Consider the following 18,832-nt stretch of genomic DNA (forward strand, 5'->3'; position numbering starts at 1 on the left):
TGTTTCCCCTTCTTTCCCCCAGCGAGCAACCCCCATGGAGCAGATTGCCGGGATTAGCGAAATCCCTGATTGCCAATAACCGCAATGCAAACGGCCATGGAACAAAAATAAAAGCCTGTCCCCTAGGCCCATACAATCCAAATAATAAACACGACGATCATGACGATTTGCAAAATGATTTTCATGACCATGCTGCTGAACAGCCCCACGAGCGTGCCGAAGCCGACCTTCGTCGCCTTCGATACCGAGGAACCGTCGATCAGCTCGCCCACGAAGGCCCCGAGAAACGGACCGATGACCAGCCCGAACGCCGGGATGACAAACGGTCCGATAATGGCGCCGATCGTGCTTAATATGACGGACAGCTTTCCGCCCCCGTACTTTTTCGTCCCCCAGGCGCCGACGGCATAGTCGGCGACAAACAGCACGACGATGATCAGCGTTTCGATGATCCAAAACCACACGCCAAAATGCTCGAACGTAAAAAACCATCCGTAAACGAAAAAGGCTGCGAATATGGCGATTGCCCCGGGCAGCACGGGAACGATCGTCCCGGCCATCCCGACGGCAAACAAGGCGATGATAAGAATCCATCCGAGTACAGCCATTGCTTGATCTCCTTTTGACATTCGTATCCGCCCGGATACTTTGGAATTGATGTATCAGAGTGCTGCGGAATCCTTACATATGAAAAATGAATTTCCGAATGACTTCCGCGATGCCGTCCTTATCGTTGCTCGACGTGACAAAATCGGCGGCTTCCCGGACGACCTCCTGGGCATTTTCCATGGCGACGCCAAGCCCGGCCGCCTGGATGGCGGCCAAATCGTTCATGCTGTCCCCGACGGCGATGACCTCGCTCATGTCGATGTCGAGCAAGCCGCACACCTTTCGAATCCCCGACGCTTTGTTGATTCCCTGCGGGTTCACCTCTAGGTTATGAGGGGAAGAATTCGTGATTTCAAGGCCGCCCATATCCTGCAGCCGCATCAGGATGCGGTGCCGGGCTTCGTCATCCTCCGTATGGTAGCCGAACTTAAGCCACTCCTTCCCTTCGATGGAATCCGTCCAGTGATCCTTGTTATAGACTCTTTCCACGGAGTAGGCCCAAAACCAGCAGTCCTCGGCGACCGCGATGGCATGCATATCCGAGATCAGCTTCGGGTCCATCAGCGAGCGCTGGTGCAGCCGATGCGGGGCGCGCCACACTTCGCTGCCGTTGACCGTGATCATCGGCGTCGAAAGTCCGAGTTCCTCCCCGTAAGGAAGCGCGCTCTCGAAGCTTCTTCCCGTCGAGAGGCATACGTGGACGCCTTCTTCTTTCGCCCGCTTGATCCACTCGGCCGTGTCCGGCGAAATGGTCTGGTCGCTCGTCAGCAGCGTCCCGTCCATGTCCAGCGCCAGCATTTTATATTTCGTGTTCATACCGCTCCTCCTATTTGTACGCATTTTCACGTTTCACACACACATACGGACATTTTACCATAAGCCGCTTGGGGCCACAAAAGTGTTTTTAAAGGCTCTGCCCGGGCCCTTCCGAAAGCTGCAAGCGGCAGGCATGCAAAAGGGCAGGTCCGGGTGCCCCGAATCCTGCCCTCGAGATCATAACGATCCGATGAGTTCAAAAAAGATCGAATGCCGGCTTATTGGACGCCGTTCGTCGTTCCGGTCGTTCCGTTTGCCGCCTGGTTGTTTGCATTTCCTTTCGGCACGCCGTCCAGGCCGTAAACCTGGTCGTAGGCGTCGAATATTTTCCGCGCGACCGGCGCGGCGCTTTGCGAACCGAAGCCGCCTTCCGGGATCATGACCGCGACGGCCAAGACCGGATTTTCGCGCGGCGCATAGGCGATGAACACGCCGTTATCGACCAGCTGGTGGCCGACCTGCTGCGTCGATGTCCCCGTCTTCCGGGCAAAATCGTAAGGGAAGTCGCCAAAAGCGGAGACCTCACTTTTCATGCCGCGCCGGATTTCGTTCCAGTAGGATTTCGGGAAACTTACCGTGTTCAGCACCTCAGGCTTGAAGGTTTTGACGATGTTGCCCTTCTCGTCGGTAATTTTGCTGACGAGCTGCGGCTTCAGCCGCTTGCCTTCGTTGGCCAGCATCACCGTGTATTGCGCCAGCTGCAGGGTCGTGTATTTCCCTTGCTGCCCGAACGACGCATACGCCATCGCGGACTGGACACTGCCCGCCTGTTTGATGTTCGTATACTCCTTGCGTCCTTTCCATTCGCCCGGCAGGCCGCTGCCCGTCAGGACGCCAAGCCCGAATTTGGTCATATACTCGTCCCAAATCTCGATACTCTTGTCCTTATATTTGTCGTAAAGCCTTTTGCCGATCATATCGACCATAAACGCGTTGGAGGACTTTTCGATCGCGCGGGCCGGGTCCATGCCGCCGTACACGTGGCCTCCGGAGTTTTGCACGCGCGCCTGGTGGCCTTCCTTACCGAATTTAGCGAAGCCTTTATCCTCGTAATACGTGTTGGTCGTGATCAAATGCTCGTTCAAGCCAACCAGCACGCTGAGCGGCTTCTGGGTCGAACCGAGCAGGACGACCGACTCCGGATGATCGCCTTTTTTCCCCGGATTAAACGAACGGATCGTTCCGTTCAAGTAAATGTTCTGGATTTTTTTCCAGTTGTCCGGCGAAACGCTGCCCGTCTGCCAGACGTTTGCATCGTAATCCGGCATGCTGGCCATGGCGACGACATTCCCCGTCTTCACTTCCATCGCGACCGCAAAACCGGTCGTGGCGTTCGGGTGGGTCCGTCCGGACACCGGATGGGTATGCAGCCAGCTCAGCTGGTCCATGATCGCCTGCTCCGTGGCCAGTTGCACTTGTTTGTTGATCGTGCTGTAAATGTTGTTGCCTTTGACCGGCGGAACGACTTCGTCCACGCCTTCCGGCATGTTTCGCGGATTGATCGGCACTTTTTTATAGCCGTTTTTGCCGCGAAGCTCGTCCTGGTACATCAGCTCGAGTCCGTCGAAGCCGACGAATTCGGGTTCCGTGTACACCAGGCCGGGATCGGTCGTGACGTCGCTGCTCCGCTGCTTTTCGTCGATTTCCTTATATTTGCTCAGGCTCTTCGAACCGCTGAACGTGCGGATATACCCGATCGTTTGGACCGCAACGGTCTCCGGATCGTAATGGCGGACGCTTTCCTCTTCGATCGAAATGCCGGGAAACTCGGATTTATGCTCGCTGAAATAGGCGATTTCCTTTTGGCTCAAATCCATTTTGATCCGCCGCGGGGAATAACCGGCGTATTTTTTGTAATCCAAGTCCATGGCGTCGATGATGTCCTGCTTCGTCATCTTTTCAGCGGCAGGATCCCCGTATTTATCGAATACGTCCAGCAGTCGCTGCGCGATCTGCTCCGCTTCGGGACGGTTTTTGCTGCCGTTTTTTTGGCTGTAATCCTTCATTAACGTAATGTAAAGCGATTGCGTCGGGGTCGAGTAAGCCAGCGGCACGCCTGCCGCATCATAGATGGTGCCCCGAATCGGCGGAAGCGGTACGTCCTTGACGATGTTGCTGGATTCCTTCTCCGTGAGCGTAGGCCCTTCGACAAACTGCAAAATGGCGAGTCTGATAATGATGACGCAAAAAATGATGAACGTGCTGAAAAAAAACAGGTTGATCCTTAAGTTCAAATTTCCTTTTTTCTTCGTTTCCTCCTGTTCCGGATTGTCCGGTGTATATTCGGTCACCGGCCTCCCTCCTCTCTGCCTGAACATGATCGGTTCGGATTTCGAAAAATCCTCGTCTGAAAATAACATTCATATTTTAGCACAGATGGAGGGTGCTCGGCATCTTTCCCTACCGTTCGACAAGGACGGCCTTTTTACGCAAGCCGGAATGCCTTTTTTCAAGGGACATATCCCCGTGAATTGAAGCCAGGGAGCCCCGCTGCTCTAGGGGAGATGCATACATACGCAAGAAAAAACGGCAGCCCGGACGTTCCGGGCTGCCTCGCGCAAACTTACTGCTGTTTGTTGTTGTCTTGTTTTCCTGCGGTATCCAAACCGGTTTGGTTTTTCAGCTGCTTTTTCGGCACGCCGTCAAGGCCGTACACCTCATCATAGGCGTCGAATATTTTACGGGCGATCGGCGCCGCGCTTTGCGAGCCGAATCCGCCCTCCGGAACGACGACCGCGACCGCCAGTTTCGGGTTGTTGCGCGGGGCGTAAGCGATAAACACGCCGTTGTCGAGCAGCCCGTCTTTCCCCGCGTCCTGCTGCGAGGTACCGGTTTTCCGGGCAAAATCGTACGGGAAACCGGCGAAGGCGGCGCTGACGTTCGTATTCATCCCTCTGCGGATGAGCTTCCAATACGAAGGATCGAATTGAACCCGGCTCAACACTTCGCGTTGGGTCTGTTTCACGACTTTCCCGTTTGCGTCGGTAATTTTTTTGACGATCTGCGGCTTGATGCGCTCCCCCTCGTTCGCCAGCATGACGGTATATTGAGCAAGCTGCAGCGGCGTATATTTCCCGCCTTGGCCGAAGGAGGCGTACACAAGCGCGGCTTGGGCGCTGCCGACGGATTTGGGGATGTCCTCCGAGGTGCCGTATTCTTTTTTTCCGAGCCATTCGTTCGGCAAATCGATCCCCGTAGCGACGCCCAATCCGAATTCCTCCATATATCTGTTCCATACGTCGACGCCTTTTTTGCCGTACTTTTTGTACAGGGCGTTGCCGACCATATCGACCATAAACACATTGGAGGAATGTTCAATGGCGTCGGCAGGGGTACGGAAATAACCGTAGGCATGCCCCTGGGAGTTTTGGACGCGCGCCTGATGTCCCTCTTTCCCGAAAAAGGCTTCTCCGGTATCCGTATAAGGCGTCGTCGTCTTAAACAGATTTTCCTTTAACCCGATCAGCACGCTCAGCGGCTTGATCGTCGAGCCGAGCAGGACGGCCGAATCGAATTCATGCTTCGATTTGCCGGAGCTCAGCGGCGTGATGGCGCCGTTTTGATAATTGTTGTTCAGTTTCTTGAAGTCCTCCGTGGAGGACGCCCCCGTCTTCCAAATGTTCGTGTCGTAATCGGGAATGCTGGCCATGGCCACGACGTTGCCGGTATCGACCTCCATCGCCACCGCGTAGCCGGTCACGGCCTCGGGATGCGTTTTGCCGGATACCTGGTGGGTATGGAGCCACTCCAGCTGGTCCTTGATCGCCTGTTCCGTTTTCAGCTGAACCTCTTTATTGATCGTCAGCCATACGTCATTTCCTTTGACCGGCGGCACGATGTCCACCACTTCTTCCGGAATGTTGGCGGAGCTGACCGATACGACCTTATAGCCGTTTTTCCCTCTCAATTCGTCCTGAAACGAGAGCTCGACCCCGTCGAACCCGACAAGCTCGTCTTTCGTGTACGTTTCGTCGGGTTTCGTGCCGTCTTTGCTATCCTGCCGCGCCTTGTCGTACGCTTTCAGGCTTTCCGTGCGCTTGAACGATTTGACGTAACCCACGGTCTGCACGGCCACCGTCTCCGGATCGTAATGCCGCAGCGTTTCTTCGATGATTTCGATGCCCGGAAACTCGGATTTATGCTCCATGAAATATTGGATTTCTTTTTTATTGAGATCCGATTTTATCCGCCGAGGCGTATAACCGCTGTCCCGTTTGGATTCGAGATCCATCGCTTCGATCACGTCTTCCGGGGCCATCGGCTTGGTGCCCGGGTTTCCGAATGTTTTAAACGCGGCCGCCATCCGTTTCGCCATATCCTCGATTTCGGGACGGTTTTTCTTTCCCTTATCCGAATTGGCGTTGTAATCCTTCATCAGCGTAATATACAGCGATTGGACCGGCTGCGAATAAGCCAGCTTCACCCCGGCGGCGTCGCGGATGTTCCCGCGGTCCGGCGGCAGCGGAATGTTTTTCGTATTCTGGTTCGCCTCTTTTTCGGTCAGCGTCGGCGCTTCCACGAATTGGATGACCGCAAGCCGGACGATGACGACGCAAAAAATGATGAACGTGCTGAAAAAAAACATGTTAATGCGCAGATTCAAACTGTTTTTGCTTTCCTGTTCCATTTCCTCCGGCGATTTCCCGGACAAGAAAAAACGCAAGCCCCTCTCCCCCTTTTTCCTGCGCGTTTACCGAATCAAGCTTTATGTATCCCGATGTCCTGCTCTTATAAATTTTAACATATAAAACCATTAAAAGGAAAACCCGCTGCCATCTCTTTTTGCGTCTTCGCAGCCAAACAAGGCCCAAACGAAGGCTCCAACCCCATCCTATTTCCCGGGCCATAAAACAAACCTCTGGCGGCATGCTTCTTTAAGGCGGAACGCCCCATTTAGCGACCGTGTTTCCCGTAAAAGGAGAAAGAACCGTTCAAAGCTGCGGGAAGAAGGACGCGAAGTAGATGTTGGGGGGCATTGAGCAGGCCCTTGCAGGAGCATGGAAGGGGGGATTCAGCCAGAGACTGGGGCCAGCCTGTCAGTACGGCTGTTTTAAAATGCCGGCATGTCCCCGATCGTTCACGCCAAAAAGCCTATCATCGTCATTCAGCCATATACCGCAAGCCATTTTTTCAATTCGCGTTTCATCATTTCGCGATACTGCGCGGGCTCGATAATCTCCGCCTCGGATCCGAATTGGGACAGCCAGCTCATAAAACCTGGAACATCTTCGACGGTGACGTCGATGATGACGCTCCCGTCTTTCTCCTCCGACTCCGCCAGAGGAATGATCGATTCCTTTTCCTTGTATTTGGGGATCGCCGCAGCGGTGAGTCTTATCTTAAAAGCTACCGTTTCTTTCTCTTCATTTCCTCGGAAATGTGGGTGCCATTCTTGCTGCATATTGGTATGTACTTTGATAAAAACGTCATCCAGCACGACGACCCGCGCAAAATATTTTAACCTATAGGTATACAGTTTTCCCGTATTATGATTTCGTCCCACGAGGTAAAATCGGTGCTGCCAAGGAACAAGGATATACGGATCGATTTTGCCGTACAGAAGCTCGTTTCGCTCGGGAACGTAATATTCCGCTTGAATGATTTGCTGCGACAACGTCGCAAACAAGATCGGGATAAGATATTGCGACTGTTCCTCCGTTTCCTCGTTCCAGGCCCCTTTTGCCATGAGACTGTCCTGATCGTCAAGCTCGGTCTCCAGTCGTTCCGCCCGTTGTTTGTGATGGGCTGCCATCACCTTTTCGTAAGCTCCTTCAAAGCCGCCGGGGAGCAGCGGCTTGACCTGGTGCATCACCTTGGCCAGCGCCGTAAAGGATTGAAGCTCCTCTTCGGTCCAATCGAACGGATACAAGGCGAAGCTGCCGATAAACCGGTAACCTTTTCCGTATCCGAGATGAGTGATAGGTATATGCATGGCGCTTAACGCTTCCATATCGCGATAAATGGTACGTTCGGTGGTACTGCATCTCTCCGCCAGCTCTCTGGCCAAAATGCCCGGTTTGGCTTGAACGAGAGTAATGATACGCATCAATCGAATCAATCTGTCAGTCATGTGGATTCTCCTAGCTCGTATAGTAAATTAGACTCATATCCATTTTGCGTAATGTAGTCCATTCGACTTGCAGCAAAGTGAATCCTGCCTGATAAATCCGATCCCGCTTACGGCCGCTGACGTCAACCGCAGGCGCTTCGAAAACAGGGGGCTAACCATTTTTGATTTTCAGAACCTTATGATTCCGGTACGTCCCGATATAATGTTCGCTAAGCTGATAAAGCATGTCCGCCTCTTCCAGCAAACGTTCGTCCGTATGGCGCGCCGCTTCGATCAGCATCTCGTCCCCTTTTCGGCGCAGCAGCCATTCCCCGCGTTCGATGTCGCCGTTTTCGAACAAATGGATGGCTTCCTTCAAAATGCTTTGGGTTTCCAGCAGCATGACGTGTTTCCTGACATGAAAGCTCTCCGGCTGTTGCAGCAATCCGGTATGGTACGTGTAGTTCATATATAATTCCTTCACAGGAAGTTCCTTGATCCGTTCCTTGTTTTTTTCTTTGAATTTCCACTGGGCGGACAAAACGCCATGCATGCCGGCGCTTTGGGGCTGAAGAGCAAGCTCGATGGCCAGAAACTGCTTCACGCCGTCATACAGATGACCAAGAGGAATCATGAGTGATTGACCCAGGTTTTTCATCGCCTTCGCTCCGTGGATGCGGACCAAAGCAACTTGCGGTTCAAGCCATAAGTGCAGCTGCACGTCTTGGGCGATCAGTTTGGGCGTGTTTCTTCTTCTGGATTGGCGGAAGGATCCCCCGTACCACTCAACCAACAAAATGACTGTATTGGAGCCGCTTGCAAGAATATGACTCCGGTTCCATGTGAAATTTTCCTGAATACCTGAATGCAAGGATTTCACCCCTTTTCATGTCATCTTTCTATCGTACCAAGATCGGCTGACATCATTATGTCATGGAACGTATGTTCGCATGACATATTTCTTTCATGTTAGCATATTTTCAACAGCCAGCGAAGATATTTGGCGATTTTTAATTCCCCCCCATCCTTGCTCAGATGCGCAAAAAGACCTACTCAATACCCATTATAGTATATAAGAACTACACAAAAATAAATGTCGAATTGTGTAACTATGGGTTGAAATAAAAATATTATTTTGCCGGGCGCGCAGCAAACTTCACACTTTCGGCCCATTTCGGCAAAAACACCGAAAAAAGCCCGAAACCCTTCGGATTTCGGACTTTTACGCACGGTTATGATATGATGTAAAAAAGGGCTGGATCATTCCTATAAACGAAGGCAGGCTTTCAGCCCGCCACCGGTCCGGTTCCGGTACCGGACGCCTTGTCGGCTAGCGGGTTCGCCGCTACCGGCGCGTAAGTGACCTTGTCGATCCAGATCTCCCTGCCGACAGGTTTGCCGTTTACCGTGATCAGCATTTTTTTGTATTGGTGTTCTTTTTCCATAACGATCTCTCCTTTTGCGGTTAACGATTTTTCTTCTTAGCGAACCTTTCGCGCAGCGCCTGCAGGCCTTGCGGGATATCGGCTGTCTATGTACAAACATGTACAAGCTTTTTTAACATTGGAATGGGAAGCGGGATCTATCCTGGAAGGGATGGTATCCGCTTCTTTACGATATTTTTTTAAACGGGCGAACCTGGAATGAAACAACCCGGGCTTGTTCCATTTTATGCATCAGGTGGTGTTATCATGACCAAAAGAAAACGGCGCAACGATTTCGCTTTGCCGCAAGTAGCCGTCCTATTTCTGATTCTCTTCTTCGGCCCGGCTCTTTTTCCGCCTCCCGCCAGCGCCAATTATTTTAACGATTTCTATAACGGCGTGGAGAAGTTTTCCGGCCTGCCGGGGGAAGTCAACGAACTGAAGGAAAGCTATCGGCAAACGCTGGACGAGCTGGACCGGGCCAAAGAAAGCGCCAAGGCATTCGAGGAGCAAAACGCGGAGCTCGTGCAGCAAAACCGTCAGCTGGCCGAAACCGTCAACGAGCTGAAGAAACAAAGCGATCTGAAGGACGCCAAAGCCCGAAAATTCAAAACGATGCTGATTGCCGTCATTTTGCTTGTGGCAGGGTATTTTATCGGGATACGCGTACTGAGGTTCTTGATGCGGCGTTCGAACCGTCGAGTGCGGCGGTAGCCTCGGATCGCACCAGAAAGGGGAAAGCGTTTTTGAATATCGATATCCGGGAATCCGGAGGAGAAGTCGGCCAAGCCGTTGATTTTGCGCTTCGTCCCGGCGAAACCGTGCATATTCTTCATCCGGAGCAAATCATCACGTACCGCGGACCTTCCGACGGCCGCAGCGACCGTTTGATGAACGTCAAGGGCATGTACCGCAAAAAGAAGCTGATTCAGGCGGATCTAAGCGGACCGTGCGAGTTTACCGCCGCCCTGCCTCCCGGGTTTGCCGTCAAAGCGGTGGAGCTTCGGGAAGGCAGCGATTTGCTGTACGATTTCCGCAACATTTTCTTTTACAGTTCGGGCATCGAAATGCAGGCGCGGATTCTGCACATTAAAAACATGCTGATCACGAAAGACGCGGTCAAAATGAAATTTTCGGGCACGGGCACGATCGGGCTGTTGACGGAAGGCGCGGTGTACGAAGCCGAACTTCGCCCCGACGAACCGCTTTACGTGGATGCCCGCAGCCTCGTCGCTTATCCCGAAAACGCCAAGCTGGAATTGACCGTATACGGCAACACGCTGGCCAGCCAGCACATGAACTACCAATGGAAAATGACGGGCAGCGGAACGGTGCTGTTCCATGCGGGACCCAAAGGAAGCCGTCTGCAAAAAGAGATGGATCAGGACAATATCTTCAAGCGGATTTTGCGCGAGGTGATTCCTTTCGGAGGGGTCATCATCAAGTAAATCATCAAGTAAGGGGTATACGCCTACCCATTATCTGTCATATAATCTCCTTATCCATTCGATGAGAGCAGGAGGTCCACATGTCAGTTCCAACCGTCAATACCGCCGCGCCGCAAAAAGGACGGCAGCCTCTGGCCGGCACCGACGCCGGCGCCACCGTCTTCCGCATCCTGATTGCGATCAGTCTCGTTCATTTGTTCAACGATTCGATTCAGTCGGTCATACCGGCGATCTTCCCGATTTTGCGCAGCTCGATGCATTTGAACTACACGCAAATCGGCTGGATTTCCTTTGCCATAAATTTCACTTCTTCCATCATGCAGCCCGTGGTGGGCTGGTTTGCGGACCGCAAGCCGAAGCCGGCGCTGCTGCCGATCGGCATGGGATTTACCTTTACGGGCATGCTTCTCCTTGCCTTCGCGGAATCGTATCCGGCGGTGCTGATCGCCGTCGTCTTCGTCGGCCTTGGTTCGGCGGCCTTCCACCCCGAAGGGTCGAGAGTCGCCCATATGGCTTCCGGCTCGCGCAGAGGTTTGGCCCAGTCCATCTTCCAGGTCGGCGGCAACGCCGGCCAGTCCCTCGCTCCGATGCTGACGATGTGGATTTTCATTCCGCTCGGATTGTTCGGGTCGATCTGGTTCACCCTTGTCGCCGGAGCGGGCATCGCCGTCCAGATGTATATCGCCAGATGGTACGGCCGCAAGCTCCAAAGCGGAGCCCAGGTAAAGAAAAAGGCGCAGGCGCGCCGGTTGAAACCCGAGGTGCGCACCAAGGTCAGATTTGCGATCGTCATGCTTGTCGTGCTGGTTTTCGTCCGTTCCTGGTACAGCTCTTCGATCAGTACCTTTTTTCCGTTTTATTTGATCGATCATTTCGGACTCAGCGTCGACGACGCGCAAATATTCATATTCCTGTTCCTTGGCGCGGGAGCCGTGGGCACCTTCTTCGGCGGTCCGGTCGCGGACCGGATCGGCAAGCGAAACGTCATTTTTGCTTCCATGGTGCTTGCCGCGCCGCTGGCGCTGCTCCTGCCGCATGTCGGGTTATGGGGCGTCGGCGTCCTCCTTGCGCTGCTTGGGCTGATCGTCTTCTCCAGCTTTTCGGTCACCGTCGTATATGCCCAGATGCTGTTTCCGGGCAAAATCGGCACCGTATCGGGGCTGATTACCGGTCTTGCGTTCGGGCTGGGCGGCCTCGGGGCGCTAGTGCTCGGCAAATGGATCGACCTGGCCGGCGTCAATACGGTCATGGCCATTTGCAGCTTCCTGCCGCTCCTGGGCATCCTGACGTTCCTGCTTCCTTCCGACCAGCAGCTGAACCGGTGGTCCGGCGAAAGCGACGAAACGAAATCCTGATCCCGCGGGCATGGCCATCAACGATCCGAATCGTTGATGGCCATGTTTTTTTGGTTCAGCCGCGCCAAAATTCTGCGCTTGCGGTACAGCATTTTCCCCGCCTCCGCCACGTCCTCGATCGTCTCTTTATTGCTGATGGAGCCGAAAATCATGCCGGCTACCGGAATGAGCTGAAACAGCTTTTTCGTGCCGAAGCTGTCCCGGTACGTTTGCACGACCTCGCGCCATCCCTGGATTTGGGAAAAGACCTGGAGTTCCTTGTCCTCGCGCTCGAACAGCGCAAGCTCTTCCAGCACCGCTTTTTTTCCGACGACGTCGGCGGAAGCGAACTGAAGGCATTTTACGATAAAAATCCGTTCCTGCTCCGTGCGGGGATCATAACCGTAACAAACCGCGATTTCCTGCAGCACCTTCAGCGACAAGCCCAATACCATGGGAATGTCCGCGGCCAGCGTAAACACGCCGCCGACGCCCGTCGTCGCGCCCTGCACCGCTGCGAATTTGACGCGTCCGCGGATCAGCTCCTCCGCCGTCCGGTCCATGATCGCAAGCGGCAGCTCCCGCGCCTGTTCTAGCGTAAGCCCGCCTTGGGGTTCGTCAATCGTTCCCCCTGCCGCCAAAGTTCCGCTATGTTGCTGCCGATTTTGCTCAAGCAGCTTGAGCACGCTTTTGGGCTGGACGAGATATTGCCCGCCGGTCTGCAGAAACCTTCCCATTTCCCCGAGCAAATCCCCAAGCTTATCGCGGATCAGCTTCGGCGTGACTTTGTCCAGCAGCATAAAAGGAAGGCGGCTCAGCTTCTCCCAGAAAAAGACCTGCTTCTGCTCCTTCTCCCATGCTTCGATGTTCTGCAGTTCCTTTTGCAGATCCATGTCTTCATCCCAATCTTCTCTCATATTTTTATACGCTCCTCTCATGAACCCGCCTTTCGGCAAACGAAAATCATTCTTCGGGTATCCCCCCTGCAATTCGGAAATACTGAAGACCAAGGGAAATTAAATCAATAGGCCTTCCCGCTCCTTGAACCTTTTGATCAAAAATTCGCTGTGGACGCCCGTGATGCCTTCCAGCTTCCGAAGCCTTGCGAGATAGCGCTCGACGTGCTCCTGATCGTCCATCAAGGCATGAACGTGCAGGTGCGGGCCGCCGCTCATCTGATATACGCTCGTAATTTCCTCGTCGCCAAGCAGCTGTTCGGCGACGGTTTCCAGGCGGCTCCATTCCACGTCGATGTTAAAATATACGGACATGTTTTTGCCTGCTTTGATCGGATTGACCGTCACGGTAAATTTGTCGATGATCCCCTGTTCCATCAGATGATTCACCCGTTCCCGGACGGCCGCGCGCGTCAGATTGACAAGCCTGCCGAGCTCGGCGTGGCTCAGTCTGCCGTTATCCAGCAAATGTTTGAGGATCATCTCGTCTTTTTCGTCCAATTGTTTAAATCGCATGGGTCTTCCTCCTCTTCCATGTAGCGAGCCTCCTTCGGAACGGCTGCCGATATTTTACAATGTAATTAAAATCGCAATGAAAACATCCGATTGTATATTAATTATTTTACAATCGTTGTATAATAAACCGGTAATCGATTCGATTGTCAAGTCAATCTACTTCCTAGTTTACAAGTACTACGGAGGAAAAAGCAATCGGGTTCATTTTTATCGAGAGGAAGGTGTTCTACCTTGGTCATGTATTCATTGGAAATCCTTCTGATCTCCATTTTGGCCGGCATCGTCGGATCCGTTCTGGGGCTGGGAGGGGGCATCATCGTGACGCCGGCCTTGACGCTGCTTTTCGGCGTCAGCATCGAGCATGCCATCGGCGCCAGCATCATTTCCGTCATCGCGACGTCGAGCGGATCGGCGATCGCTTATATACGCGACCGCATCACCAATCTTCGCGTCGGCATGTTCCTTGAGATCGCCACGACCGTCGGCGCCATCACCGGCGCCTTTATCGGAGGACTGATCGCCCCCAATCTTCTGTATATCATTTTCGGCCTGCTGCTGGTCTATTCGGCGGTCAATATGATCAAAAGAAAAAAAGGCGGCCAGCAGGAGCAGATCGCCATGCACCCCGCCGCCGCCAAGCTGAGGCTCGGGGGAAGCTATTACGACAAAGCGGCGCAAGAGCAAATCTCTTATAATGTAGGAAATGTGTATGGAGGGTTCGGCGTCATGTACGGCGCGGGCGTCGTATCCGGGTTGCTTGGCATCGGCAGCGGCAGCTTTAAAGTCATGGCGATGGACGTGTTCATGAAACTGCCGCTGAAGGTTTCGACCGCGACGAGCAACTTCATGATGGGAGTCACCGCCGCCGCCAGCGCGGGCGTGTACCTGCTGCGCGGGGATATCGATCCGCATATCGCCGGGCCCGTCGCCCTTGGCGTCCTTGCGGGGGCTACGATCGGGGCGCAGATTATGCAGCGGATGAAGAGCAAAACGATTCGCATGCTGTTTATCCCGGTGCTCCTTTATGTCGCGTTTCAAATGATTTATGAAGGAGTGGCATTGTAGCATGAACGAAAACAGCGAAATTCAAGACGTCGAACTTGCCGTCAGCCGCTGGCTCCGGATCGGCGTTATCATCAGCGCCGCCGTCATCATCCTTGGCCTCATCCTGCTTTTTATTCAAGGCGGAAGCGGGTACCCCGGAGACACTTACCCGCACGACCTGCCGGACATTTTCCGCGGCCTGATCGAGCTTAAGCCCTATGCCGTGATCACGGTGGGATTGATGCTGCTGATCCTTACGCCGGTGCTGCGGGTCGCGATTTCGATTTGGGTTTTTGTCCGGGAAGGCGATAAGTTGTACGTCGTTATCACGTCCATCGTTTTGATCATTCTGATCGTCAGCTTTGCGCTTGGCAAAGCCTGATGGAAGGAGCATTCAGCGTGAGCAGGAGGCTTCTATCTATCGGATGCTTCCGTGATGCCATGCAAAAAAGCAGAAGGAACTCTTCTGCTTTTTTGCTTTTCTTCGTCCATTTTAAGCCGCTGCGGGAACTGCATCCCCTTGCCGAACATAATCTACTGTGAGTACGTTATGCGTTTAATCCGGTTGAATCAAGGTTTATGAAAGGAGTGTTCTGTACCCATGCGTGGAAAGAACTGCAATGCCTCCGTCAGTCAGCGCAACGCCTCTAATAGCCAGCGAAACCCTTCCCTTAATCAACGCAATAACTCCCTCAATCAACGTAACGGCTCCCCCAGCCAACGCAATAACTTCCTTAGTCAACGCGCTACCAAAGAGCTTGCCCTGGTTGCGGCGGTTTTGTTTTTGATCGCGGCCACGATCAGCCTTTATCTGGCATGGCTGGACTTGCGGGGAGGCGGCACGGAGGAAATTCTGGTGTAAGCTCCAAGGCGGTCCCGGCCCCTGCTTCACCCTTTTGGCCCGTCTGCTTTCGGGAAACGGACGACGACCTCCGTTCCGATTCCTTTGCCGCTCTTGAATTCGATCCGCCCCTGCATCGCTTCAATGATTCGGAACGTGACCATGAGCCCGAGGCCGGTGCCTTTCGTTTTGTTCGAAAAATAAGGCTCGCCAAGCCTTGCAAGTTCGGCGGGCTCCATGCCTTCGCCGTTGTCCTGGATATGGATGACGATTTCATGCTTTTGGGCGTAAGCCCAAATCAGGATTTGTCCTTCCTCCCGCAGCGCTTCAATGCTGTTTTTGACGATATTGATAAAGGCCTGCTTGAATTTCGAAGAATTCCCTTGAACATATAAGCCTGGCGGAATTCTTGACGTAATTTTGCTCCCTTGGAAGTTCGCCATCGGAATCAGAATCCCTTCAATATGACGGAACTCGTCGGCCAGGTCCAGCAGCTGAACCTGGTCGATTTCCGGTTTTGCGAAGGTCAGAAAATCGGTGATGATGCCCGAAGCGCGGTCAAGCTCCTCCAAAGCGAGGTTCAGATATTCCTTTTCCTTGCTTCCCGACTTTTTTTCCAGCAATTGCAGGAACCCGCGCGTCACCTGAAGCGGATTGCGTACCTCATGCGCGACGGACGCCGCAAGCTCGCTGATGATCTCCATTTTCTCCGAGCGCTGCAGCTCCGTATTGAACCTTTCCAGTTCCTTCGAATAGATGAGAATCTGACGGTGGTTTTGCGCAAACCGTTGGCCAAGCACGGCGATCAGCGCGATCGCAAACCCGAGCACCCCCCATTTCCACCAAAACAGCTCGTATTTCCCCCCGCTGCCCAAATAGCAGGCCATTTCAACCATGACGGTGAGGCCGAACACGGCAAACCCCAGCGTAAAAATCAACGCGTTCCGGTTCCCTTTGACCGCATACCCGATGGAGCTCCCGATCAGCAGAACGACCTGCAGAATGATCAGGTAACCGAGCGTTTTGACCGAAAACAGGTCGTAAATGGCGATAAGCCGGTCGTGGAGCGCAACGTTAATGGCCAGTAAAACGAGACAAAAAGCCGAATAAACGACTTGGAATTTCCGGAAATGCCGGATCAGATGTTTATATCCCGTGCCGACCGTTTTTTCGAAGAAAAAAGTCGTTGCGGGCAGCAGCGTCAGCAGCGCCATGTCGTAAATGACCAGAAAACATTGTCCGTATCGGTTAAACAGGCTGTACAACAGCGGCGAATAGGTCAAAATCAAAACGCCGATCGACGTCAACACGGCCGTTAACGCCAACCAGGAGACCAAATGGCTTTTGCGCATAAACAAAGCGGGAATCAGCATCATGACGCCGAGGAAAACCATGGAGCTGCCCAAAATCAAGTCGTCCATATTGGATTGGACGTACTGCTTAAGCAGCGACGCGTAATCCCCCGAAAGAACTTCCCCCCCGATTCCGATCCGGTTCCGTTCCTTCTCCGACACGATCTGGACCCGCAGCGTTTTCCCTTCGTCTTCGGGGCGTAACGGAAGCAAAATTTTATGGACGTCATACATATAGCTGCGGGCCTGCTCGTAAATTTTTCGTTCGTTTAGATAAACCACGATCCGTTCGCCGTAAACCTTTTTCAGCAGCAATGCCGGAGTGCCCTCCGGCAGTCCCGGCACGACGGTCCGGTACCATGCCTCTTTGTCATGATGGGCGGGCCGGGGAAGCTCCCGCAGCGAATCAAGCCGCTGCCAGCCCCCGTCTTTCCGGTCCGGCTCCGAAAGCGGCGGGCTCCATTTGAACTCCCACTCCCACCGGGCATCCCCCTCCCCCGAGGCCGAAGCCGGCACAGCCGAAAAAGAAATGGCGCCGAGGAAATTTCCTATGACGAGAACCAGTAGAATGATGACTTTTTGCAACGAGATTTTCATAGGACACACCCCAAATTGGTTCGAATGATGTGAGGCCAACCGACAAAATCGCCGGGCATTCCGCAACATCTCTTTGGGTCCATTATGTTCGATTCCAAAACTTTGCGCAATTTCCCGACACCGAAATGGTTCGGAAGTCCGGCAGGCATGCGGCATTTTTCAACCCGAACCCAATTTAAGGTTTATTTCCGTCCGTTTCGGGTAAGGGTAAATATGAATCCCAGACCATCCCATGAAACCATTCCATGAAAAGGAGATGAAGCGAATGCCCGAACCCTACAAATCCGAAGCCGAATGGACCTATGAACGTTATCAAAATGCCGGGGACCATCCCGCCGAGGACGGCCTGCCCGCGGACGATTTGCGCGACGTGAACACCGACACGGCGCAAAGCATTTCCGCGGAACCTGACGCGGCCGACGTGGAATTTTATGTCCGTTCGGACATGAGCGACGAGCTCGGCGGCCGTCGGGAGACCACCTCCGGGCAAGCCGTCGTGACAGGCGCCGATGAAAGCGGCGAAGAAAGCGGGGATGAATATACCGAGCTGGAAGACGTGCCCGATGCGGACGACATCCAAATGGACAGCCCCATCGACCCCGTGGCGACCATCGAGGATATGCATGGAACCGACCTGATCAACGGCTTCGACGGCGACGAGACGGAGTAACATGCGAAACGTTCTTCAAATAGAAAGGATAGCTTGCGCAGGACATGAAAAAACGGCCCCCGATCACGGCGGCCGTTTGATGTTTTTTTATGCTGCTTTTTTATGCGAACCCCAGCACATGAACCAGCAATAAACCGAGGCCGGCGAGCACGACGGAACCCAACGCTCCGGCGGCGAACGGTTTGACCCCGTTGCGGCGGAAAAAGGCAAAATCCACGTTCAGGCCAAGCCCTGCCATCGCCATGGCGATCAGGATATACGCGAGGTTGATGATTTGCGCGGTCACCGCATGCGGAATGATGCCGAGCGAATTGACGCCGCTCATCAGCAGGAAGCCGAGGACGAACCATGGGATTTGTATTTTGCTTTTTTGCGCCGTCCCCTCCTGCTTGCGGCTTGCCCAATATCCGACGCACAGGGAGACGGGAACCAGCAGCGCGACCCGGGTCAGCTTGACGATGACGGACATATCTTCCGCCTCCTTGCCGCCGGGAGCCGCTGCCGCGATGGCGTGCGCCACCTCGTGCAGCGTGCCGCCCGCAAACGCGCCGTATGCCGAAGGCGTCAGTCCGAGGAACGGGTAAAGCCCGACATATAGCAGCGTAAACAACGTGCCGAGGATCGCGACGGTCGCCGCGCCGACGGCGGTTTCCTGCTCCCTCGCTTTGATCAGCGGCGCGATGGCCACAACCGCGGCGGCGCCGCAAATGGCCGTCCCGCATGCCGTCAAAAGCGCCAGCGGGCGGTCCACTTTAAACAGTCTCGCCAGTCCGTATACAACGAAGATCGTTACCGTAATATTTATGGCGGCAATCAATACGACCCTTGGCCCGGCATGGGCGATATCCACCAAATTCAGCCGCATCCCCAGCAGGATGATACCGAAACGAAGCAGCTTTTTGTTGGAAAAGCCTACACCCGGCATCATCGATTCCGGCACGCCGACCGCCGCCTTGTAGATCATGCCCAGTATAATGGCCAGAACGAGCTGACCCATAATGCTCAGAAACGGAAGCAGCGACAGCCCCTTGGCAAGCAAAGATAAAATGAGCGTCAAGCCGATCCCCAACATCAATGCGTTTGTGTTCCTTTTTCTGCGCGGAGCCGCAGATTCCCTTGAAATCATGGCATTGCATCCCCTTTGTTTTCACTCGGTGTTCTCATACGCTCACTATA

At 53.8% G+C, this 18,832-nt stretch carries 18 protein-coding genes; 7 read left to right on the forward strand and 11 right to left on the reverse strand.

What is annotated here, in order from left to right:
• Positions 1-122: 122 nt before the first annotated feature.
• The 7 genes from KI367_RS05465 to KI367_RS05495 all read right to left on the reverse strand — a co-directional run bounded on the left by KI367_RS05465 (position 123) and on the right by KI367_RS05495 (position 8,919).
• A complete protein-coding gene (locus KI367_RS05465; RefSeq protein ID WP_036710908.1) occupies positions 123-608 on the reverse strand; it encodes a DUF456 domain-containing protein in 486 nt (161 codons plus the stop codon).
• Positions 609-681: 73 nt separating this feature from the next.
• On the reverse strand, positions 682-1,425 hold the full coding sequence (locus KI367_RS05470; RefSeq protein WP_036710910.1) for a Cof-type HAD-IIB family hydrolase: 744 nt from the start codon (positions 1,423-1,425) through the stop codon (positions 682-684).
• Between the two features lie 218 nt (positions 1,426-1,643).
• Complete coding sequence (locus KI367_RS05475; RefSeq protein ID WP_036710913.1) at positions 1,644-3,716, reverse strand: peptidoglycan D,D-transpeptidase FtsI family protein; 2,073 nt, start codon at positions 3,714-3,716, stop codon at positions 1,644-1,646.
• A 272-nt stretch (positions 3,717-3,988) separates the two neighbouring features.
• Complete coding sequence (locus KI367_RS05480; protein WP_212948324.1) at positions 3,989-6,052, reverse strand: peptidoglycan D,D-transpeptidase FtsI family protein; 2,064 nt, start codon at positions 6,050-6,052, stop codon at positions 3,989-3,991.
• 477 nt (positions 6,053-6,529) lie between these two features.
• On the reverse strand, positions 6,530-7,495 hold the full coding sequence (locus KI367_RS05485; protein WP_212948216.1) for a helix-turn-helix transcriptional regulator: 966 nt from the start codon (positions 7,493-7,495) through the stop codon (positions 6,530-6,532).
• A 151-nt stretch (positions 7,496-7,646) separates the two neighbouring features.
• Positions 7,647-8,345: a hypothetical protein gene (locus KI367_RS05490; protein ID WP_036710918.1), complete on the reverse strand. Its 699-nt coding sequence runs from the start codon at positions 8,343-8,345 to the stop codon at positions 7,647-7,649.
• A 415-nt stretch (positions 8,346-8,760) separates the two neighbouring features.
• The gene (locus KI367_RS05495) at positions 8,761-8,919 is read right to left on the reverse strand and encodes a hypothetical protein (RefSeq protein ID WP_197069977.1); all 159 of its coding nucleotides are present in this window, start codon (positions 8,917-8,919) and stop codon (positions 8,761-8,763) included.
• 246 nt (positions 8,920-9,165) lie between these two features.
• Here KI367_RS05495 and KI367_RS05500 point away from each other — a divergent pair, with 246 nt between their 5' ends.
• The 3 genes from KI367_RS05500 (at position 9,166) to KI367_RS05510 (ending at position 11,701) form a co-directional block, all read left to right on the forward strand.
• Positions 9,166-9,612: a hypothetical protein gene (locus KI367_RS05500; RefSeq protein WP_212948218.1), complete on the forward strand. Its 447-nt coding sequence runs from the start codon at positions 9,166-9,168 to the stop codon at positions 9,610-9,612.
• 32 nt (positions 9,613-9,644) lie between these two features.
• Positions 9,645-10,346: an AIM24 family protein gene (locus KI367_RS05505; RefSeq protein WP_212948219.1), complete on the forward strand. Its 702-nt coding sequence runs from the start codon at positions 9,645-9,647 to the stop codon at positions 10,344-10,346.
• Between the two features lie 80 nt (positions 10,347-10,426).
• Positions 10,427-11,701 (forward strand): MFS transporter, encoded by a 1,275-nt coding sequence (locus tag KI367_RS05510; RefSeq protein ID WP_212948221.1) that lies wholly within the window; start codon positions 10,427-10,429, stop codon positions 11,699-11,701.
• Between the two features lie 17 nt (positions 11,702-11,718).
• Here KI367_RS05510 and KI367_RS05515 read toward each other — a convergent pair whose 3' ends face one another.
• Together KI367_RS05515 and KI367_RS05520 are read right to left on the reverse strand one after the other, a co-directional pair.
• Positions 11,719-12,597, reverse strand: coding sequence for an EcsC family protein (locus KI367_RS05515; RefSeq protein WP_212948223.1), 879 nt, complete (start codon positions 12,595-12,597; stop codon positions 11,719-11,721).
• A gap of 99 nt (positions 12,598-12,696) precedes the next feature.
• Positions 12,697-13,152, reverse strand: coding sequence for an Lrp/AsnC family transcriptional regulator (locus tag KI367_RS05520; RefSeq protein ID WP_212948225.1), 456 nt, complete (start codon positions 13,150-13,152; stop codon positions 12,697-12,699).
• Positions 13,153-13,389: 237 nt separating this feature from the next.
• On the opposite strand from KI367_RS05520, the gene KI367_RS05525 reads away from it, so the two are divergent.
• The 3 genes from KI367_RS05525 to KI367_RS05535 all read left to right on the forward strand — a co-directional run bounded on the left by KI367_RS05525 (position 13,390) and on the right by KI367_RS05535 (position 15,058).
• Complete coding sequence (locus tag KI367_RS05525; RefSeq protein ID WP_212948226.1) at positions 13,390-14,217, forward strand: sulfite exporter TauE/SafE family protein; 828 nt, start codon at positions 13,390-13,392, stop codon at positions 14,215-14,217.
• A 1-nt stretch (position 14,218) separates the two neighbouring features.
• On the forward strand, positions 14,219-14,578 hold the full coding sequence (locus tag KI367_RS05530; RefSeq protein ID WP_212948228.1) for a DUF1634 domain-containing protein: 360 nt from the start codon (positions 14,219-14,221) through the stop codon (positions 14,576-14,578).
• Positions 14,579-14,797: 219 nt separating this feature from the next.
• Entirely contained in the window at positions 14,798-15,058 is a 261-nt protein-coding gene (locus tag KI367_RS05535) for a hypothetical protein (RefSeq protein WP_156124596.1), read from the forward strand.
• A 26-nt stretch (positions 15,059-15,084) separates the two neighbouring features.
• On the opposite strand, the gene KI367_RS05540 is transcribed toward KI367_RS05535, so the two are convergent.
• Complete coding sequence (locus KI367_RS05540; protein ID WP_212948230.1) at positions 15,085-16,986, reverse strand: sensor histidine kinase; 1,902 nt, start codon at positions 16,984-16,986, stop codon at positions 15,085-15,087.
• Positions 16,987-17,251: 265 nt separating this feature from the next.
• Between KI367_RS05540 and KI367_RS05545 the strand changes: the two genes are divergently transcribed.
• Positions 17,252-17,656, forward strand: a complete 405-nt coding sequence (locus tag KI367_RS05545) for a hypothetical protein (protein ID WP_212948231.1) — start codon at positions 17,252-17,254, stop codon at positions 17,654-17,656.
• 100 nt (positions 17,657-17,756) lie between these two features.
• Here the strand turns inward: KI367_RS05545 and KI367_RS05550 are convergent, their stop codons facing one another.
• Positions 17,757-18,782 carry a YeiH family protein gene (locus KI367_RS05550; protein ID WP_246536659.1) on the reverse strand — a complete coding sequence of 342 codons (1,026 nt, stop codon included), beginning with the start codon at positions 18,780-18,782 and terminating at the stop codon, positions 17,757-17,759.
• Positions 18,783-18,832: the final 50 nt, after the last annotated feature.

The organism is Paenibacillus cookii (assembly GCF_018333375.1).
GTDB classification, from domain to species: Bacteria; Bacillota; Bacilli; order Paenibacillales; family Paenibacillaceae; genus Paenibacillus_AQ; species Paenibacillus_AQ cookii.